Source organism: Marinobacterium sediminicola (assembly GCF_022343685.1).
In the GTDB taxonomy this organism is placed as follows: Bacteria; Pseudomonadota; Gammaproteobacteria; order Pseudomonadales; family Balneatricaceae; genus Marinobacterium; species Marinobacterium sediminicola.
The window spans coordinates 1,242,201-1,261,449 of sequence record NZ_CP092123.1 but is presented as its reverse complement, the minus strand read 5'-3'; the positions used below and the strand labels follow the sequence as shown (position 1 = coordinate 1,261,449).

The window sequence follows — 19,249 nt, the reverse complement described above, 5'->3', positions numbered from 1 at the left end:
TACTCCCACGTAGACTGCGGCCTGATTGTTTCTGCCCCCTCTGTCAAAGCGATCATGCCCTACATCGGGTGCGTCAGCACAGGGTGTCGCTCAAAGGGTTCCAGCTGGCGCTCGGCCTCTGCAACCAAAGCCTCGGTCAGTTGACGGATCAATCGAGATCCCAGATTCCAAACGTGCCAGTAAAGCGGCACAGCCAGATAGCATCCCGGCATCATGTCCACCGCCCGACCGGCTTCCATCATCGGCCGTCCCTGCTGATCGGGCACCATGCCACACGCCAGCCCTCGCTCGATCAGGTTACAAAATGCCTGGGATGAAGGGATGCGATGACGGGGATACTCATGTGGCTTGAGACCGAAAAATTGTTGCAGGTAGCGATTCTGCAACTGATCCTTACTGCTGTACTCGGCAACAGGAGCTTTCATAAAACCTGCAGCCATCACGCCCTCTGGAAAATAGCGCGACAGGTAAGCCGAACTGGCTAGACAACGGTAAGGCACGACGCCAAGAGGCACACACAAGCAACCCGGCATAGCCTTTGGAGAGGCGGTAATGCAGCCGATCACTTCACCATTTCGCAGCAACTGATGTGTTGCATCCTGATCGTCCACTTTGAGGTCCAACAGCAAACGCTGTTCAAGCACCAGCGACTCGACGGCGTCGGGAAACCAGGTCTCCAGGCTGTCAGCATTCAGCCCCAGCGGCACACGGGTGTAACCCTGCGCATCCTGTTGCGACAGATCCTGCAACAACTCCTGTTCAAGCAGATGCAGTTGCCGGTAATGCTTGAGCACCTGCTGCCCTGCCTCTGTAGCCCTTACAGGCACCGTTCGCACCAGCAACACCTGGCCGAGACTCTCTTCAAGCTGCTTGATTCTCTGAGACACCGCTGACTGGGTTACATGCAGACGCTGTGCAGCACGTTCGAAACTGCACTCTTCCACCACTGCAGCCAGAGCCGCAAGCTGACGCCGATCGATCATCATTAAAACATCTAATCATTTATTAAAAAGATTAGTTTTACTTACTCAAGTAACAATCGCAACATAGCCAGCCTCGATTTTTCACCCTGTAAACTGCGCCTTCACGGAGGAATACGCCACCATGATTTCGATGTTCTCACTGGAATGGCTGGCCTGGAGCAAAGGACTGGCCACATCGGCGGGTCTGATCATGGCTATCGGCGCCCAGAACGCCTTTGTACTGACACAGAGCCTTCGTCGCGAGTTTCACTGGCCCATCGCACTGCTGTGCATGTTTTTCGATGCGGTGCTGATGACCGCCGGCGTTATCGGCCTCGGCGTGGCATTCACCCAATCACCACTGCTGCTGGAAATCGCCCGCTGGGGTGGCGCCCTCTTTCTGTTCTGGTTCGGCATTCAGGCGGCCAAAAGAGCACTGGGTAGCCACAGTCTGTCCACCGGAGACAGCAGCGTCGGCAGCCTGAAGCGCGCACTCCTGACCACTGCGGCCGTGACGCTGCTGAACCCACATGCCTACATCGACACCATCGTGCTGATTGGAGGGATTGGCGGTCAGTACGAGCCCGACCTGCGCGTCTGGTTTGCGGTCGGAGCCATTACCTTCTCGGTCATCTGGTTCAGCAGCCTTTGCATTGGCGCCCGCTGGCTGGCTCCGCTGTTCAGCAAGCCTTTGGCCTGGCGGGTACTGGACGGTTTGATCTGTCTAATGATGTGGAGTATCGCGCTCAGTCTGTTGGTGGCTCTCTGACCCCTCCCCGGACGACATAAAAAAGGCTGCCCATGATGGGCAGCCTGACCGGGCCGGTTAAGCCCTATCAAGACCATACCTGAGGGGGTATGGAGCGAAGAACACCGCTTACCATCCCAGTATAGTCAGCTCGGTGGCCTTTACCGCCTGCGCGGCCCTATAATGCGTGAAACATTTTCAATTTGGAGCTGACTGGCCATGACTACACTGGGCACACCTCTTTCAGCCAGCGCAACCCGCGTTCTCATGTGCGGTGGCGGTGAACTGGGCAAGGAAGTTGTTATTGAACTGCAGCGACTGGGTGTTGAGGTGATTGTCGTTGATCGCTACGCCAACTCACCGGCCATGCAGGTGGCCCATCGCTCACACGTAATCTCCATGCTCGATGGTGATGCGCTGAGGGCCGTCATCGAACTGGAGAAACCGCACTATATCGTGCCCGAAATCGAAGCCATCGCGACCGATACCCTGGCGGAACTGGAAGAGGAAGGGTTCACCGTCATTCCCACCGCCCGCGCCACCCAGCTCACCATGAACCGCGAAGGCATTCGCCGCCTGGCCGCAGAAGAACTGGGACTGAACACCTCCCCTTACCGCTTTGCGGGCAACCTGGACGAGTTCAGGGAAGCCGTTGAAGCGATTGGCATGCCCTGCGTCGTCAAGCCGATCATGAGCTCTTCCGGCAAGGGACAGAGCACCATCAAACAGGCTGACCAAATTGAAGCCGCCTGGGAATACGCTCAGGAAGGTGGCCGTGCCGGTGGCGGGCGCGTGATCATCGAAGGGTTTGTCGAATTCGATTATGAAATCACCCTGCTGACCGTGCGACATATCGGCGGCACCAGCTTCTGCGAGCCGATCGGCCATATACAGGTTGATGGCGACTATCGTGAGTCCTGGCAGCCGCAGGCGATGACGCCCGCTGCACGCCGCTCGGCAGAAGAGATCGCCGAAAAGGTGACCCATGCGCTGGGTGGACATGGAATTTTCGGGGTGGAGCTGTTCGTAAAAGGTGACGAGGTCATCTTCAGCGAAGTTTCACCACGTCCACACGACACAGGCATGGTCACCCTGATTTCTCAGAACCTGTCCGAATTTGCACTTCATGCGCGCGCCATCCTGAACCTGCCGATTCCTCTGATTCGACAGTACGGCCCTTCAGCCTCGGCAGTGATTCTGCCTACGGGTGAATCCAGCCAAACCAGCTTCGCACACCTGCAGGCTGCGCTGGCAGCGGAAGACACCGACCTGCGTCTGTTTGGCAAACCCGAGATCCACGGTCGCCGACGCATGGGGGTCGCGTTGGCACAATCCACCGATGTGGACAGTGCCCGCGACAAGGCACGCCAGTGCGCTCAAACCGTTCGCGTCGAGTTCTGATCAGTCGCGCACTTCAAACCAGGGCACACGGCTATTCCCGTCAGGATGGCCGTAGCCCGGGTAAAACCGTTTCTCTCGCTCAACGTACCAGGGGGCGCCCGGCATACTCAGATCCCGGCTCTGCAAAGGAATCAGCTTGCCTTGCTGCAGAATAAATTCCGGTGTTTTTGATACCCCATCAGGGTGGCCGTAGCTTCGAAATACCTTCTCCCCGACCAGCTCGTACCAAGGCAAGACTCCTCTACCCTGAGGATGACTGGCGGTAGGAAATAGTTTTTGCCGATTGATTTTGAACATACTGTCTCAAAACATGCTGTAAGGGATTGTTTTTCAATAATAACACCTTACATGTCTCCAATTGAAGACATGTATGTTTTGATCAGTTGCTCCTTGTCAGCTTTACGCAATTTTTTTAGCGCGTACTCACGCTTCAGGGCAGAACTTCGATCATGGCCAAACTCCTGCCACACCAGCTGAACCGGCCGTCTTACCCGGGTATAGCGCGCCCCTTTACCTGCTCTGTCACCATTATGCTCAGCCACACGCCGGGCCGGATCTGTTGTCACGCCGGTATACAAGCTGCCATCGGCACACCTTAGCATGTAGACCGACCAGTACTTTTCCACTGTTTTAGCACCAACTTCCATGGAGCCCCTGTAACTGACCGCAACAGAGGCGTAAGATTCTGCTTTCAAACAATTCTGGGGGCTCGGTCAGACCGATGCAAACGCTATTACTCGCGATCGCAGGGCTCGCCTTCCTGATGATCGTGCTGGAAGATGTGATCCACATCAATAAGGCGAAAACGACACTTTTCCTCGGCACACTTGCCTGGTTACTCCTGTTTCTTTTCCCGCCACACGGGGCCGACAGCCACCTGATCCAGGAAAAACTCGACGAGAATATCCTCGAAATAGCCAGTTTATGGCTCTTCCTCATGGCAGCAATGACCTTTGTAGCGTTCCTCAACCACCAGGGTTTGATTGAAACACTGATCTACAAGGTACTACCCAAGCGGCTCAGTGAACGCAAATTGATGTTCCTCGTTGCAGGCTTCGCGTTCTTCTTCTCTTCTCTCTCCGACAACATTACCGCCACTCTGATCTCCATTGCACTGGTCTTGTCGCTGAAGATGGAGGCCAAGAAGACGGTACGCTTTGCCGTACTGGTGGTGTTTGCGGTGAACTCGGGCGGGGTCGCTCTGATCACCGGTGACGTCACCACCTTGATGATATTCATGCAGCAGAAAGTCGCAATCGATGACCTGCTTTGGCTCAGCCTGCCTGCACTTGCCAGTGTGATGCTGCTGGCCGGCATGCTATCCATCAAGCTCAAGGGCGAAGTAGTCATCAGCCCGAGTCCGCGACGGGATGACAAGGTTGGCATGATGATCGCCTGCATCTTCCTGCTGACCATCATTTCGACCATTATCCTTAACGTTATTGCCGCCGTGCCACCGCTGCTGACCTTCCTCTTCGGCCTGTCGATCATGTTCCTGATCGGTCGCCTCTGCTACAGGGATGACGAGCGTGAAAGCCTGCTGGACTACATCCGCGTGATCGAGTTCGACACCCTGCTGTTCTTCCTCGGCATACTGCTGCTGGTGGGCATGATGAAAGAGATTGGCGTACTGGACTCACTGGTGCGTATTTATGAGGTACTGCCGAACACCGGCGCCAACTTCGTGATGGGCCTGCTGTCTTCACTGGTCGACAACGTCCCGCTGACTGCCGCGCTGCTGAAATCGGACATCTCCATGGATGCCGCCAACTGGCTGACCCTGACCTATGCAGTTGGCGTGGGTGGATCACTGCTGGTGATCGGCTCAGCCGCCGGCATTGTCGCCATGAGCAAGGTGGAAGCCATCACCTTCATCAGCTTCATGCGCTACTCACTTATCATTCTGGTAGCCTATACCGTCGGCTTTGCCGGCAGCTATCTGGTCGGGCATACCCTGCACTGAGCGCAGGGCTCACCGGTCATTGCTCGACCGGTGAGCTTTCGCTGCCAAACCACGACAACTGCGACTGCAGTTCAACCACCTCCCCCACAATCACAAGTGCCGGGGCCGGCAGCTGCGCCTGCTCCTGAAGCTCTGGCAGCGTTGCCAGTGTTCCGACCAGCACCTTCTGATCCTGAGCCGTACCACGCGACACAATCGCCGCAGGCGTATCGGTCGGCTTGCCATGCGCTATCAGTCCGGCACAGAGCTGAGACAGCGTATGCAACCCCATGTAAAACACGATTGTCTGATTGGGATGCACCAGTTCAGCGTAGTTCAGCTCGGTGGTCCGGTTTTTCAGCTGACCGGTCACGAATCTTACCGACTGGGCATAGTCACGATGCGTCAGCGGAATGCCCGCATAAGTCGAGCAGGCACTGGCAGCCGTAATACCCGGCACCACCTGAAAGGGAATACCCGCGTCCTTGAGCCGTTCCAGCTCTTCGCCTCCGCGACCGAAAATGAAGGGATCTCCCCCTTTCAGACGCACCACCCGCTTGCCCTGGCGGGCATGATCGATCAGTAACTGATTGATCCCTTCCTGTGGCACGGCATGGTTGTCCCGCTGTTTGCCGACAAAGATGAGATCTGCGTCTCGCCGGCAGAGATCCAGCACTTCAGGCGATACCAGCCGGTCATAAAGCACCACATCGGCCTGCTGCATCAGACGAAGTGCCTTGAAGGTCAGCAGCTCGGGATCACCGGGGCCGGCCCCCACCAGATAGACCTCACCCACCTGATGCGATGCATTACCCGCCTTGATCTGATCCTCCAGCAAGGCCTCTGCATCGGCATCACGCCCGGCGAAGACTCGCTCGGCCACCTGGCCCTGCAAAACGGACTCCCAGAATACCCGGCGCTCGTTGACGGAGCCGAAACGCGCTTTCACCTGTTCTCGAAAGCGTCCGACCAACTGGCCCAGACGGCTATAGCCAGAAGGAATCCAGGTTTCCAGCTTTGCTCTCAACAGTCGTGCCAGTACCGGAGACTGCCCACCGGAGCTGATACCGATGACGATTGGCGAGCGATCGACAATCGCAGGGAAAACAAAGGTGCAGAGTTTGGGGCTGTCCACCACATTGACCGGCACATTGCGAGCGACGGCATCGTAGTGGATACGCTCGTTAAGCGCTTCGTCATCGGTTGCGGCCAGCACCAGCACCTTGCCATCAAGCAGCTCCGGGTGATAATCACCGATCAGGACCTGCCCCTGATGCAGGTCCAGCATCTCCTGCAATTCAGGCAATACACGATGAGCGACAAGGGTGATATGAGCGCCGGCACGAGTCAACAAACGCGCCTTGCGCAAGGCAACATCGCCCCCACCTATCAACAGGACGGGGCGTTGTTTCAGGTCAAAAAAAAGCGGCAGGTAATCCATCGTGGTGGCTCCAGTGCAGTACTGCTTGATACAGACACACTATAAGCCACTTTAATGGTAATAAAAAATATTTTATTGATAACTAATGGAAATATGCATTATGACTTCTGCAGAGGGAAGCGTCCCTCCAGGTAAGCCACAATATCCTTCGACTCGTACATCCACTCACTGCTGCCGTTGGAATGGTCAATGCGCAGACAAGGGACTTTCATCTTGCCGCCCCCGTTAATCAGGTCCTGACGGTGACGCTCATCCGCGCGCACGTCTCGCAACTCCAGCGGCAGGTTCAAACGACGCATGGCACGACGGACCTTGACGCAAAACGGGCAGGTTGGCAGCTGATACAGGGCATAACCGGTCAGTGCCTGCTCTACCTGCTTTTGCTCCTGCTCAGAGCGTTTGCCGCGACGTGGCAATGTCAGATAATGCAGGCCCATCACGATAAGACCCAGAACCCAGCGTACAGCTTTCATGGTGACTTCAGCTCCCATTCAAGAAAGAGGGCGCAGTGTACTACAATGACCAGGATCAAAAAACTGAGCACCACCAACTGACGCCTGTCAGGCTCCCCTGGTTACATGATAAGGTTAGCCCCTGAAATTTTTACCAGGAAGTTCAACCACAAGGACTTCTCCGTGAGCGAAACGACCCCGATGCCTCAAGCCGTGAACCAGGAATTCGAGACCCGTTGCTTTCAGTTCAAAAGCACCCGAGCGGCGCTGAATGAACTGATCCTGTCGACCAGTGATACCGCACTGCTGAAACCCCAACTGGCAGAACATGCCGCCAAGGTCCCCATGCTGTTCAGCAACATGCCCGTCATCCTGAACCTGCAGCAGCTTTCCGAAGCACCTGATCTGGATGCCCTGAGCAGTCTTCTCGATTTGTGCCGCGAGCTGTCACTGGTGCCTGTGGGGCTTAAGGCAGATCCAGACACGTCCTCCGAGCTTTGCCGGCACTTGAAGCTGGCTGATTTCAGCCATCAGCGTCGCCTCTCCAAAGAAAATGAACCGGAACCCAGTCAGCCTGAGCCTCCCGCCGCAACCGAACCCGTCACGCCGCCGGTACAGACAGCACCCGGTGCGGCCAAAGTCATTACGACACCGGTTCGCTCCGGCCAACAGGTTTATGCCCGCGGCACCGACCTGATTATTCTGGCCCCGGTCAGCGCCGGTGCCGAGGTGATGGCAGACGGTCATATACACGTCTACGGCCCCTTGCGCGGTCGTGCCATGGCCGGTGTGACCGGGAACGTTGAGGCCCGCATTTTCTGTCAGTCGATGGAGGCCGAACTGATCTCCATCGCCGGGTACTTCAAGACCAGCGAAGACCTGCATTCGGAGTGCTGGCAGCAGCCTACTCAGGCATTGCTACGCGGCTCACGACTGGATACAGTTTCACTTTAATTAACCGCTTCTTCAGATTGATGGATACAGATGCATGGCTGAAATAATCGTTGTCACTTCCGGCAAAGGGGGCGTTGGCAAAACCACCAGCAGCGCCGCGATCGGTACCGGTCTGGCCCTGAAAGGGTTTAAAACCGTACTCATCGATTTTGACGTAGGCCTGCGTAACCTGGACCTGATCATGGGCTGTGAACGCCGCGTGGTCTACGATTTTGTCAACGTGATCAACAAGGAAGCGACGCTGAACCAGGCGCTGATCCGTGACAAGCGTACCGAAAACCTATACATCCTGCCGGCCTCGCAAACCCGTGACAAGGATGCCCTGAGCGTCGAAGGTGTCGAAGCGGTCCTGAACGAACTGGCAGAGAGCTTTGATTACATTGTGTGCGACTCCCCTGCCGGTATCGAGAAAGGCGCCCAGCTGGCCCTCTATTTTGCCGACACGGCAATTGTGGTCACCAACCCGGAAGTCAGCTCCGTACGCGATTCCGACCGCATTCTGGGTGTGCTGCAAAGCAAGTCCCGCAAGGCTGAACAGGGTGAGTCCGTTAAGGAGCACCTGTTGCTGACCCGCTATAATCCCAATCGAGTGGAAGCCGGTGAAATGCTGAGCGTGGATGACGTCAAGGAAATCCTGGCCATCCCGCTGCTCGGCGTGATCCCCGAATCAGAAGCGGTCCTCAAGGCTTCCAACCAGGGTGTTCCGGTTATTCTGGACGCCGACAGCGATGCCGGTCAGGCCTATGACGATGCTATCGCCCGTTTCCTCGGTGAAGACCGCGAACATCGTTTCCTCAACGTGGAGCGCAAAGGCTTCCTGAGCCGAGTATTTGGACGGAAGGGCTAATGGGTATTCTGAGTTATTTTCGACCTAAGAAGCAGACTTCAGCCAGCGTTGCCAAGGAACGTCTTCAGGTTCTGGTGGCCTACGAACGCACACAGCGTTCCCAACCGGAATACTTGCCACAGATGCAGCAGGAGATTCTTGCTGTGATCGCCAAGTACGTGGACGTTTCGACGGACGACGTGCAGATCAACCTGGATGAAGACTGTTCTATTCTGGAACTGAACGTCACGCTGCCGGAAAAGAGCTGATCCGCCCAACGGGGGCGACCATAGCCCCCGTATTGTCTCAATGGACTCCTGCGACCTGCACTAATGTTCCTCACGCTTCAGCAACAGGCCCACATCTTTTTTAACCATTTTTAAAATAAAGCTTTGACGAACTCCCCGACTGGTGTACTCTGGTCAGGCTTAAGAGTAACACAAGCATTTATGCACCATTTCGACGTCCTGCCTAATCGTTAGTACCTCGTTCTGTATTCATAAGTACCAAGATTACCTAAAGCATTACCTGCTCCAATTGGCGCTTTTGCCATTGGGCTCATTTATTACTCAGATCGAGATTATTATCATGTCTACTACTACCGGCACTGTTAAATGGTTCAACGAAACTAAAGGCTTCGGCTTCATCGCTCAGGAAAACGGCCCAGACGTTTTCGCTCACTTCAGCGCCATCTCCGGCAGCGGTTTCAAAACCCTGGAAGAAGGCCAGAAGGTACAGTTCACCGTGACTCAGGGCCAGAAAGGTCCTCAGGCAGAGAACATCGTTGCCATCTAAACCTCAGGTTTAGTCGTCAACAGAAAAACGGGCCTTGTGGCCCGTTTTTTTATGCCTGCTCACCCCTGCGCTTCAGCAGCTTCACAGCAAACCCGCCTTGTCACGATCACCATCGGTATACACGGCCACCAGCGAGTAGTTCATGAACGGCGTGCAGGTCGACAGGAAGTCCTTGGCCCAGAAAGCAATCTTACTCGAAACGACATCCAGGGCCGCTTCTCCCTCAGCTTCAAGCTGTTGCTGCAATTCAGCAAACCGGCAGGTAACCACATCAGCAGCATCCTGCTCCTTTTGTGCATCCGTAACCGACAAAGTCAGAGTCGAGCTGGCCGCATCCCACTCAACCATAAAGAAGAGTGATTCGTTTTTGACATTGGCATTGAGAAAGGTGATCGCTTGTGCCAGCGTCTCTTCCAGATCATCCTTGACCGCATTATCCTCGACAGCCACCGATTCAGCACAGTGAAAACGACAGGCCTCTGCCCCCTTCCTACCCACGACAAAAGGATGTTTACCCTCGCTCAGTTCCCAGTTCAGACTCATCTTGGTCTCAATACCTCTTGGTGTTCACAAAAGCTCATTCAGTCAAATTTTTCCGTATCGGACTGCTGCAAACGTTCATAGCGAATCTGCAGCAGCGATAAGCCGGCGGTACCCTCTTCTCCACTTTGCGCCAGCAATTTCTCCAGCACCCGGCGCGTCTTGCGGATACGGGGCGAATAATGACCGAATTGAATATTACGTGACAACATCAGAAACAGGTGCTGGCTGTTGGCACTCAGGCGCTTGAAGGCCGTTACAGCTGCCACGTAGCTGCCCAACCCTTCAGGCAGCGGCGCCGCACCGCTGAAGACGGCTTCGGTATCGGCATAACGGCGCGAGAACGCCAGCCGAACATGCTCACTGCTGGGCAAGGTATGGATCAAATCCATCAGGAAAAGAGCGCCGCTGTTAAAGAAGCTGCGCCCATCCCGCACCTCGGGGCTGGCATGCGTCATCAGGAAATACCCCGCCAACAGCACTTCGATATACCAGTCTTCACCGGCATTACGTCGCTTGTAGTCCTGAAGCTCGGAGACATAAAGGCAGTAGGGCAACAGGGGATGCACACTGTCATGCTCGGTCGCAATCGCATCCTGAATCTGGTGCAAATCCAGCCGCTCAAGGATTTCGTTCTTGGCCTCCAGTAACCAGTCGCGCCCATTTGCGGCTTCGCTGAAAGCCCCCGAGCACAGCTGCATCTGGCACGCCTCGGTCAACAGGCTCGAATAGGACGGATCAGATGACGCCAACTCCCAGGTTTCATTGACCGACGCATGCTTGAATGCCAGATCAATGGTTTCCAGTAGCTGATGAATGCTGCCACGCACCTCTTGATGCAAGACACCCAGCTTGTCACTGATGCCGTCACGATTCTGTTCCAGCATGTCCTGTATATATCGGCGACGGTGGTCCTCATCAACAAAGTTGATGACTGCAAAGCGGGAAGACGTTTCGTGCCGGAGCCGTCCCTGAAAGGCCTCTTCGAACCGGTTTGCCGCTGACACCAGACGGTCAGCCGCACGGCTGACCTCGAAATAGTTGTCGATCAACTGCTCATGCAGCTGCTCGTAATACTGGTGGTCCTGTTGCGATTGCTGCTTCTCGGACAGATCCTGAGTGCGGCTCGCAATCGATATGGCCACATAGGCACCGGCGAAGGCGATCGGCAAACCGATCACCAGATTGATCGCATCACTGATGCCTGACCACCGGGTAAAGGTCAGCAGGTCCGGCATCTCCGGTGCCATCTTGAGTGTCAGCAATGTCACCAGAAAGAGCACGAAGGCGATGCAAAGCGAGTAGACGATGCCGGATGTAAAGTTTCTGAATTCCTGATTCTTGCGCTTGGTCGTCGACATCGGCCCTACCCGACCTGCTTGCGTCGCTTGATCTCAACCAGCAACTCAAGCTGCTGATCAGGCGACAGATTCGAGATTTCGTGGGTCAGATCGGCCTTATAGTCGATGAACGGCAACTCACCCTGCTCAACGGCGGCACGCACCACTTCATCGTTGGCGTCGATATGCATCAGCACCGACTGCACGATGCGCTTGATTTGACGCTCGGTCATACAGGCGTCTTCCAACGGCAGGTCAAGCAGCATCCGGATCTCACCGTCACGGTGATCATAGTCGTAGAAACAGAGCTTTTTCTCGAAAGTCTTGCGAATCGCCACTTCAAAAAAAGCGCGACGAAATTGCGGGTTAATACAGGTATACAGCCTGGGCACCACAATCTTGATCAGCTCACCCGATTCCTGCACGTTGAAGATAAACGTGACCATGGAGTCGCCATCGGCATCACGATACTGCTTGGTCGGAAACGCCGAATACAGGTAGCCGTCCGCACTATCAGGCTTCTCCTGCTGACATTTGTATTTCCAGCCGATGGACTGGAACAGGGATTCCAGCTCCTTTAGCGTTGTCGCCAAAACGTGTTCCTCATTCAGGGCAAACAGGGGAAGCCGTATCAGCCCCCCCTTGTCGAATCAGATACCGGCACCTTCCTCAAGGGCACGCAACTGCGCCAGCAGCTCCTGTCGCTTCTGCTCAACGGGGTCGATTGCGACCTCACTGATGCCCAGAACCGCTTTCATCTCAGGAATCAGAGAGGCACTACTGGTCATCACGCCCAGCATGCGCAGAAACTGCTTGCAGGTCAGATCACCGTCTTCAATCACATGACCAATGGACAGGTGATGATCGTGATCATCCGGGTCGTACTCCCAAGAGCCGGTCTTGGTGGTGTAATTCTTGTTCAGCATCCACTTCAGCAGTTCAACACGCTTTTCAGGCTCAGCCTGTGCCACCAAATCATCCAGGTGCTTGATGGTGCGCATCTGCAGAAACTCGCCGTCCTCCATCAGACGGATGGCAATCACAACCTGGTGTCCATCATCGTCAGAGAAACCCGTCACAATGGTATCGGCATCTCGCTCTTCGTAGTTGAAGTCGATCTCTTTGAGATACTGCTTAATCTTGGCTGTATTAATGGCCATATCCGTGTCACTCCATGAGTTGATTTAAGGTCGCAGCATCAATGATTTCGTCACTCAACACGCGCTGTGCGACACGATCAATCTGCTGCCAATGCGTATCAACCAGAGAGGCCGTGCAAGCGGTCGCCTCGTCCAGCCAATGTTTGATGCGATCTTCCACCCGTGCCGCAAAGGGCAGGCGCTTCAGACGCTCCTTGAGCGTGGGGATCGAGAGGTTATACAGTTGATCATCCATGCCCCATTCTGCGATGGCGTGCCAGGCGTAGCTGGCTGCCTGTTTCAGGTCGCCTGCGGCGCCACTGTCGAGCCCCTTGTTACCGAACTGCTTGACCTGCGCCGCACGTCCGGCGAGAGCAACGCACGTCAGGTTAAACAGGAAATCGCGGGTATAGTCGTGTTCCTGCTCATTGTCATAGGCCACCATGCCGAGGAAGTTGGCACGGGCGACCACCGTGACCTGCTCAATGCGCCGCTCCGGCAGCAACACCCGCGAAATCACCGCATGAGCCGCTTCGTGGTAGGCCGTTTCCAGCAGGTGCTGGCGTCCATCCTCAAGAGTGAGCGGAGCACCGTATTTTTGAGTATTAACCTGCTCAATCACCAGCTCCGGGCCTATCTGCTCCAGACCTTCACGCAGTGCCAGCAGCACCACTTCCCGGCTCACCTTTTGCAGATCCGCTCCGCTGAAACCGGCCGTCAACATGACCAGCTGATCCACATCGATGCCCGAACTGAACAAAGGACGCGTCAGCATGCGTTCGATGAACCAGCGCCGCGCATCCTTGTCGAGCTGGGGAACCTCAAAGTGCAGATCAATACGCCCGGAGCGCAAAATGGCGGGGTCGATCAGATCCTTGCGATTGGTCGCGGCGATCACAAACACATCATCCCCGCCCCCAAAGCCATCGATCTCGACCAGCATGCGGTTCACCAGCGCATCAGCCTGGGGGCCTGCCGTACCACGGCGCGGCAGAGCATCAATTTCATCGATAAAGATGATCGCCGGGGCATACTCACGGGCACGGGCGAAAAGCTTGCGAATGAAGGACTCGTTCAGCAGGTCGTTACCGGTACAGGCAATGAACGGCAACTGCGCCTCGTGTGCAAAAGCCTTGGCGAGCATGGTCTTGCCGGTCCCCGGCACACCGTAGAGCAACATGCCGCGCGGGGTGCTCACCCCCTGAGCCTTCAACTGCTCACGCTTGCACACCAGGTTGATGGTTTCACTCAGCCGCGCCTTGATCTGCAGATGACCGGCAATCTGTTCGAACGACACCTCAGGCAGGTCCACCTGGATACCCGAGGCATCCATGAAGTCCTCGCCTCGCGCCAGCTTCTCAACCCGAACATCGGTATAGAGAACCTTCAGCGCTTGCCCTTCAAGCACCAACTGGCGCTGGAAGTATACTCGCTGATGCTTGGTGGCCAGCTGCTGCGGCAGCAGGTTCATATCCTGTGACTGCAGAAAGGCAGTCACGCTGTCATCGACACTGAGTTCGACACGCTCGACCTCTGCACTTTGATGTGCCAACAGGTAATCGGTGATTGGGTCATACACCTGCTCGGAAAGGCGTGACTTGACCGCTCGCGTATCGAATTCGGGGGCAAACCCCAGCACCAGCAAACGCACCAGTGCATCAAACCGGCTGAACTCGACCGAGAGTCCCAGCTTATCCTCGAAGGACTTTCGCTCCTGCTGAATCTGCTCCTGTGCAATTCGCGCCAGGGCATCGATGCTGAGCTTGTTGAAGAGGATGATACTGCCCTGAGACAGCCGCGAGATCATCTCGGGTGGAATCGCCGCAACCTGATGACCATCTTCAATCTTGGTTTCCTGGCGAATCGCCTGCAGCAGATGCTCTCGCGCCTGATGCGGCTGCTTTCGGGCCTGCTCGGCGAAAGTACGGTTGGAATAGATGCTGCTGCCCAAATTGGAGGTCACGACCACGATCGTCTGGCGGAAGTCGATCTCTTCACCGCTGTACTCGTCACGCAGCCGCCCTTCCGACAGCATCCGTAACAGCGCCGTCTGTACCCGGCTGTGTGACTTTTCCAGCTCATCAAACACGATGATCGAGCGTGGATTTTGCTTGACGAAATCGGTCAACAACCCGGTCGTGGCATCGGAAAACCCCTTGCGCAGCCCCACCAGACCAAAACTTTCCTTCTCGGATGCAAACTGCGTCATATCGAAGGACCTCAGCGCATAGCCTTGCAACCCCTGCCCCATCAGCTGGGCCATATAGGTCTTGCCGGTGGCAGCCGGTCCCAGAAACGAAAAGATGGCCTGAGGACGATCACTGAGTTCGCTCCAGCTCATCCGCATAACCGCATCACTGACCGCCTCCACGGCGGCATCCTGATCGAAAATACGACTGTTCAGCAACGCCTTCAGCTCGGCCACACTGGATATGACCGAATGATAACGGCCCTTGCGCGCACTCAGGTTCACGAAGGGTTCTGTCACGGTGCTGGAAAGGTCCAGCCCCTTTCGCTTCAGGGCATTGAGCAGTGTAATGACGTCAGGCGAGTACGGCAGACGTGGCAGAGAAGCGGTCTCTTCCAGCATCGCCGCCGTGAAACGCTCACTTTGCGAGGCTTGCTCAGGAACATTCAGTGCATCGCACAGGAGCGCATATTGGGAGGCAGAGACCGGCTGCAGAAACTGGAGCGCCCTGCGCAGGTGATCCAATGTGATTAAAGCTTCACCCGACTCCATCGCGAGCAGTTTCCCGCCCAACAGCGTATTTCGCATTGAGATGTTTCCCTACAACTGGTTTCCAACCGAACAGCGTCCAGCTGGTTTTGCAGGAAAAAGCAGCGGAAGAAGTCTGGCTTAGTGTGTCAAATGACTGACATTTCAAGCCAATATACGTAATTTCCTTGATTATGGAAACCGACCTCAGACAAAACCGGGCCTTATGAATGACGTGAGGCAAGACCCAACCGTTGTGGTGGAAAATATTCAACGGTCGGGCATGGGAATTCAGGAAACAGCCTCAATCCCTGCAGACGGCAACTACAGCTTCTTTTCCCAGAACAGGGCCACACCCGTCTCGGGGTCCAGCTCATAACCTGAAAACCCGAACTTCCGGTAGGCCGACTTGGCGACTTCATTCTTGCTCAGGACCTCCAGGGTGACTTTGCAGCATCCCCTCTCGCGAGCAATATCCTCAACCAGCGCCAGCATCTTCTGGCTCAACCCGGCACCACGGTAGTGGCCCAACACCACCACATCATGGATGTTGATGATGGGCTTGCAGGCAAAGGTGGAAAAGGCTTCGAAGCAATTCACCAGCCCCGCCGGCTCTCCATTCACATACGCCAGAATCGAAAAGGCATGGGGGATTTTTGCCAGCTTGCTGACAAGCGCTTGCTGCACCTCTTCAGCCAGGGCACAACCACCGCCCATCGGGTCTTTGGCATACTCGTTCAACAGCAGCGGAATATCACGCGCGTGATCCGGGTGGGTGTAATCCGCCTGTACGACTTCAATATCCATTGAAAACTCTTATATCGTTAAAAACCAAACCCTGGTCGGGCATGAAACAGAAATGCTCAAGCCGCCGTCGGCGTATTGAGCAGACGTACTTCCCGCTGCGGGAAGGGAATTTCGATGCCGGCATCCTTTAAAGCGTTGAACAGCGCCAGGTTGATACTGTACAGCAGGTCGTAATAACGCTCGGTGGGCAGCCACACACGCACCCCCAAGGTGATGCCACTTTCGCCAAAGGCTTCAATACCTACCTGAGGAGCCGGCTCCTGACATATCTGATCACCAAAGGTCTGCAGCGCCTTCTTCAGCAACGCGCTGGCGTGCTCGGGGTCGGCACTGTAGGCGATATCGATGGACACTTCAGCGAGCGTATTGGCGTGGGAGTTGTGGATGATCTCGCCAACCACATGCTTGTTGGGAATCGAGATTTCGACCCCGTCTTCATTGGTTAACAGCGTATGAGACAGGTGAACCTCTTTCACCAGCCCGCTTACCCCCTGGACGCGAATGGTATCGCCCACCACGTAAGGACGCGTCAACACGATGGTCAGACCTGCACTGTAGTTGGAGAGCAACCCCTGAATGGCAAGTCCCGCCCCCAGACCGACGGCACCGATCATGGCGATGAGCGGCGTTACGCTGATACCCAGTTTCCCCAGCGCCACGATGGCGACCATGGCAACGATCAAAATCCTGACACAACTGGCGATGAAGCGGCTCAGCGTGACATCCAGATTGTGCCGCTCCATCAGCGCCAGCGCCCAGCTGGACACCTTGCCCGCGACCCACAGCCCCAGCAAAACGATGATCAGCGCACCGACAATCTGGAAGCTGTAGTTGACGAAGAATTCAACCACCAGGTTGTAGATCTCCTGGAACTGAACCAGCTCCTGCTTAACCGACTCTTCCATTGTTCACTCCATTTTCAAACATGACATCTCCTGCTGGCGGCTCGGCTCCGTCTGCGCCAGACGGCGCAAGCGGCGAGACAGGCTATCGACCAGCACATTCAGCAGTGCGGTTACGGCAATCAGCAAAAAGGCCCGATCATAGCGAATCTCTTCAAACGCCGAATCGATATAAAAGCCCAGGGTCGCGATGCCGAGAATGCCCATAATGGCGCTCTCCCGCAGGATAACCTCCCAACGGTAAAACAGGAACGCCAGCATGGCCGGAAAACGACGCGGCGTCTCGATATAGGCATAGCGCAGCAGCCCCTTCGGATCATCAGGACGACTCAGGCGAGAGCCATACTCGGCATCACTGGCATTCGCCACCAGAAAGGCGATCAACCCACCGTTATGCAGCGCCAGCGCCATGACCGCCGGCAAGCCGGAAGGACCACACAACAGCATGAATACGAATGCCAGCATCATCTCTGGCGTGGAGCGCAAGACCAGCAGCAGAAACCGCCCGGGCCAGCGCATGAACGTTCCGGCCATCGACTGCGTGGCCAGCGGGTAGGCCAGCAAAATGATCACACCGGTCAGTACCAGGGCAATCTGGGTCAGCAGCAAGGTCTGCACAAGACCGGGCCAGACCTGCTCCGATAACATGTAACCATACCAGTCCAGCGCACCACTCAAATCCCCCTCACGCAATGCGACGGGCCAGATATCCTGACTGATGAACTGCCAGAAATAGCCCCCGTTACTGAAACCTGCCGTTTCCGGCAACAGCCATACAGCCAGCAACAGATAGACCGGTATCAGACGAGGCCGCACCCAGAACCTGATGCTGGCGATCAACAGCAGGAAAGCCCAGAGCAACGCGCCCGCTTCGGCGTACTGCCCCTGCTTGAAGGCGGTTTCCAGGTGAAAGCCAAGGGTCGGAAGGCCGATAAACCCCAGAATGGCGCTGGAACGCAGCGCGCACTCGAAGCGATAACGGGTATAGCTGACCAGAGCGGGCCAGGCTTGAGGGACATCTGTATACAGATGCCTTTTGAGCGAGTTCAGCCTGGGTGCCAGCGTCAGCAAAGGGTCGCGAGACTGCTGCTCGAACATCTCGGCAAACACCTTGGCAAAGACACCGGTAAAGGGCACCAGTATGGCCAGCAACCCGGTAGTCGCGCTGAGGCCATAGAGCTGCATGAAGATCAGTCCCCAAAACAGCTCATGCACCGATCGTACCGAGGCACAGAGGACACGCACCATCCGGCGGTGAAAGAACATCGACAACAGCAGCCCCAGGGGCACTGAAATCGCCACGGCCAGCAGTGCAAAGGCGACCGTCTGCCCCACCGCCTGCAGCAGCACCACCGGCTCGTCCCAGCGAGGCAGCAACAGGCCCTGCCCGATTCGGTCCAGCTCCTGCCAGGGATCAACGGGATACAGCGCGAGGTCAGCTCCCCATATCGCCAGTACCGCCAGCCCCACTAACAGCACACATACCCCGTTCAGCACCCTGGCACTGGAACGGGAGGCATATACGGCCCCCAATGGGTCACTCGAAATCATGACTGGGCCAACGCCCATTCATCAGGCGCTGATACCGGATCGGCAGAGGATGAAGCGTCGGCCTGCTGATACCAGGCATCCAGACACTGTTCAGACAACTCACTGGCAGGAGCGTCACAGCAGATACGGCCATCACGCATGACGATAATCCGCTGGAAGTGATTCAAGGCCAGCTGCCGGTTATGCAAACTCACCACGGCGGTTTCATGCTGCGCCAGCAGGTGTTCCAGCAGCAGCTCAGCCTGCAGGGGATCAATCGAAGACACCGGCTCATCCCCCAGAAATACCGGCTGCTGACGGTAAAGCGCGCGACCAATCGCCACCCGCTGCCGCTGGCCACCGGACAGGCGATCCACCGACTGCCAGAGCTTGTCTTCCAGCCCCAGCGTCTGAACAAGCGCACCAATCGCTCGCCGATGCCCCGCCAGCGGACGGAGCAGATTCCACAGCGCCGGCAATGTGCCCACTCGATCCAGACCACCGATAAAGATGTTCTGATACACGGACAAAAGATCAACCAGCCCACCGGACTGCGGCTGCAGCGCCACCTGTTCGGGTTGCTGCCGATAGAGCAGGTGCAAAAGCGTCGTCTTGCCCGCGCCCGAAGGCCCCAGCAGTGCCACTTTTTCGCCGCGATGTATCTTCAGGCTGATACTGTCCAGCACCCGATGGTCACCATAGGCCAGCGACTGATCGGAGAGCTGGAACAACACGGATGGTCGGCTCATGCGAG

At 56.1% G+C, this 19,249-nt stretch carries 21 protein-coding genes; 7 read left to right on the top strand and 14 right to left on the bottom strand.

All coding sequences use genetic code 11. The annotated features are described in order from the left end of the window. Nucleotides 1–59: 59 nt before the first annotated feature. Entirely contained in the window at nucleotides 60–986 is a 927-nt protein-coding gene (locus tag LN244_RS05865; protein ID WP_239041914.1) for a LysR family transcriptional regulator ArgP, read from the bottom strand. A 118-nt stretch (nucleotides 987–1,104) separates the two neighbouring features. Here LN244_RS05865 and LN244_RS05860 point away from each other — a divergent pair, with 118 nt between their 5' ends. Beyond that, a complete protein-coding gene (locus tag LN244_RS05860; RefSeq protein WP_239041913.1) occupies nucleotides 1,105–1,731 on the top strand; it encodes a LysE/ArgO family amino acid transporter in 627 nt (208 codons plus the stop codon). Between the two features lie 198 nt (nucleotides 1,732–1,929). Further along, nucleotides 1,930–3,111: a formate-dependent phosphoribosylglycinamide formyltransferase gene (gene purT / locus LN244_RS05855; RefSeq protein WP_239041912.1), complete on the top strand. Its 1,182-nt coding sequence runs from the start codon at nucleotides 1,930–1,932 to the stop codon at nucleotides 3,109–3,111. Here the strand turns inward: purT and LN244_RS05850 are convergent, their stop codons facing one another. After that, nucleotides 3,112–3,408, bottom strand: a complete 297-nt coding sequence (locus tag LN244_RS05850) for a hypothetical protein (protein ID WP_239041911.1) — start codon at nucleotides 3,406–3,408, stop codon at nucleotides 3,112–3,114. Nucleotides 3,409–3,455: 47 nt separating this feature from the next. Then, nucleotides 3,456–3,758: a GIY-YIG nuclease family protein gene (locus LN244_RS05845; protein WP_239041910.1), complete on the bottom strand. Its 303-nt coding sequence runs from the start codon at nucleotides 3,756–3,758 to the stop codon at nucleotides 3,456–3,458. Nucleotides 3,759–3,832: 74 nt separating this feature from the next. Between LN244_RS05845 and nhaD the strand changes: the two genes are divergently transcribed. Continuing rightward, the gene (nhaD, locus tag LN244_RS05840; RefSeq protein WP_239041909.1) at nucleotides 3,833–5,074 is read left to right on the top strand and encodes a sodium:proton antiporter NhaD; all 1,242 of its coding nucleotides are present in this window, start codon (nucleotides 3,833–3,835) and stop codon (nucleotides 5,072–5,074) included. A 16-nt stretch (nucleotides 5,075–5,090) separates the two neighbouring features. Here the strand turns inward: nhaD and cysG are convergent, their stop codons facing one another. Both cysG and LN244_RS05830 read right to left on the bottom strand, forming a co-directional pair. Next, entirely contained in the window at nucleotides 5,091–6,494 is a 1,404-nt protein-coding gene (cysG, locus tag LN244_RS05835; protein ID WP_239041908.1) for a siroheme synthase CysG, read from the bottom strand. Between the two features lie 98 nt (nucleotides 6,495–6,592). Next, nucleotides 6,593–6,967: a glutaredoxin family protein gene (locus LN244_RS05830; RefSeq protein ID WP_239041907.1), complete on the bottom strand. Its 375-nt coding sequence runs from the start codon at nucleotides 6,965–6,967 to the stop codon at nucleotides 6,593–6,595. Nucleotides 6,968–7,129: 162 nt separating this feature from the next. On the opposite strand from LN244_RS05830, the gene minC reads away from it, so the two are divergent. From minC to cspE, 4 genes are all read left to right on the top strand, one after another. Continuing rightward, the gene (minC, locus tag LN244_RS05825) at nucleotides 7,130–7,900 is read left to right on the top strand and encodes a septum site-determining protein MinC (RefSeq protein WP_239041906.1); all 771 of its coding nucleotides are present in this window, start codon (nucleotides 7,130–7,132) and stop codon (nucleotides 7,898–7,900) included. 34 nt (nucleotides 7,901–7,934) lie between these two features. Then, nucleotides 7,935–8,747: a septum site-determining protein MinD gene (minD, locus tag LN244_RS05820; protein WP_239041905.1), complete on the top strand. Its 813-nt coding sequence runs from the start codon at nucleotides 7,935–7,937 to the stop codon at nucleotides 8,745–8,747. After that, nucleotides 8,747–8,995 (top strand): cell division topological specificity factor MinE, encoded by a 249-nt coding sequence (gene minE, locus LN244_RS05815; protein WP_239041904.1) that lies wholly within the window; start codon nucleotides 8,747–8,749, stop codon nucleotides 8,993–8,995. The genes minD and minE overlap by 1 nt, the downstream gene beginning before the upstream one ends. A 319-nt stretch (nucleotides 8,996–9,314) precedes the next feature. Beyond that, complete coding sequence (gene cspE, locus LN244_RS05810; RefSeq protein WP_239041903.1) at nucleotides 9,315–9,521, top strand: transcription antiterminator/RNA stability regulator CspE; 207 nt, start codon at nucleotides 9,315–9,317, stop codon at nucleotides 9,519–9,521. Nucleotides 9,522–9,602: 81 nt separating this feature from the next. On the opposite strand, the gene LN244_RS05805 is transcribed toward cspE, so the two are convergent. From LN244_RS05805 to LN244_RS05765, 9 genes are all read right to left on the bottom strand, one after another. Further along, nucleotides 9,603–10,064, bottom strand: coding sequence for a hypothetical protein (locus tag LN244_RS05805; RefSeq protein WP_239041902.1), 462 nt, complete (start codon nucleotides 10,062–10,064; stop codon nucleotides 9,603–9,605). A gap of 38 nt (nucleotides 10,065–10,102) precedes the next feature. Continuing rightward, complete coding sequence (locus tag LN244_RS05800) at nucleotides 10,103–11,422, bottom strand: hypothetical protein (protein WP_239041901.1); 1,320 nt, start codon at nucleotides 11,420–11,422, stop codon at nucleotides 10,103–10,105. A gap of 5 nt (nucleotides 11,423–11,427) precedes the next feature. Beyond that, nucleotides 11,428–11,994, bottom strand: coding sequence for a hypothetical protein (locus LN244_RS05795; RefSeq protein WP_239041900.1), 567 nt, complete (start codon nucleotides 11,992–11,994; stop codon nucleotides 11,428–11,430). 57 nt (nucleotides 11,995–12,051) lie between these two features. Beyond that, nucleotides 12,052–12,561 (bottom strand): YbjN domain-containing protein, encoded by a 510-nt coding sequence (locus LN244_RS05790; protein ID WP_239041899.1) that lies wholly within the window; start codon nucleotides 12,559–12,561, stop codon nucleotides 12,052–12,054. Nucleotides 12,562–12,568: 7 nt separating this feature from the next. Beyond that, nucleotides 12,569–15,316 carry an AAA family ATPase gene (locus LN244_RS05785; RefSeq protein ID WP_239041898.1) on the bottom strand — a complete coding sequence of 916 codons (2,748 nt, stop codon included), beginning with the start codon at nucleotides 15,314–15,316 and terminating at the stop codon, nucleotides 12,569–12,571. 264 nt (nucleotides 15,317–15,580) lie between these two features. Further along, nucleotides 15,581–16,063 carry a GNAT family N-acetyltransferase gene (locus LN244_RS05780; RefSeq protein WP_239041897.1) on the bottom strand — a complete coding sequence of 161 codons (483 nt, stop codon included), beginning with the start codon at nucleotides 16,061–16,063 and terminating at the stop codon, nucleotides 15,581–15,583. A 56-nt stretch (nucleotides 16,064–16,119) separates the two neighbouring features. Further along, nucleotides 16,120–16,968 (bottom strand): mechanosensitive ion channel family protein, encoded by an 849-nt coding sequence (locus LN244_RS05775; RefSeq protein ID WP_239041896.1) that lies wholly within the window; start codon nucleotides 16,966–16,968, stop codon nucleotides 16,120–16,122. 3 nt (nucleotides 16,969–16,971) lie between these two features. Continuing rightward, nucleotides 16,972–18,516, bottom strand: coding sequence for a PhnE/PtxC family ABC transporter permease (locus tag LN244_RS05770; protein WP_239041895.1), 1,545 nt, complete (start codon nucleotides 18,514–18,516; stop codon nucleotides 16,972–16,974). Beyond that, nucleotides 18,513–19,244 carry an ATP-binding cassette domain-containing protein gene (locus LN244_RS05765; protein WP_239041894.1) on the bottom strand — a complete coding sequence of 244 codons (732 nt, stop codon included), beginning with the start codon at nucleotides 19,242–19,244 and terminating at the stop codon, nucleotides 18,513–18,515. Before LN244_RS05765 ends, LN244_RS05770 begins: the two co-directional genes overlap by 4 nt. Nucleotides 19,245–19,249 lie beyond the last annotated feature (5 nt).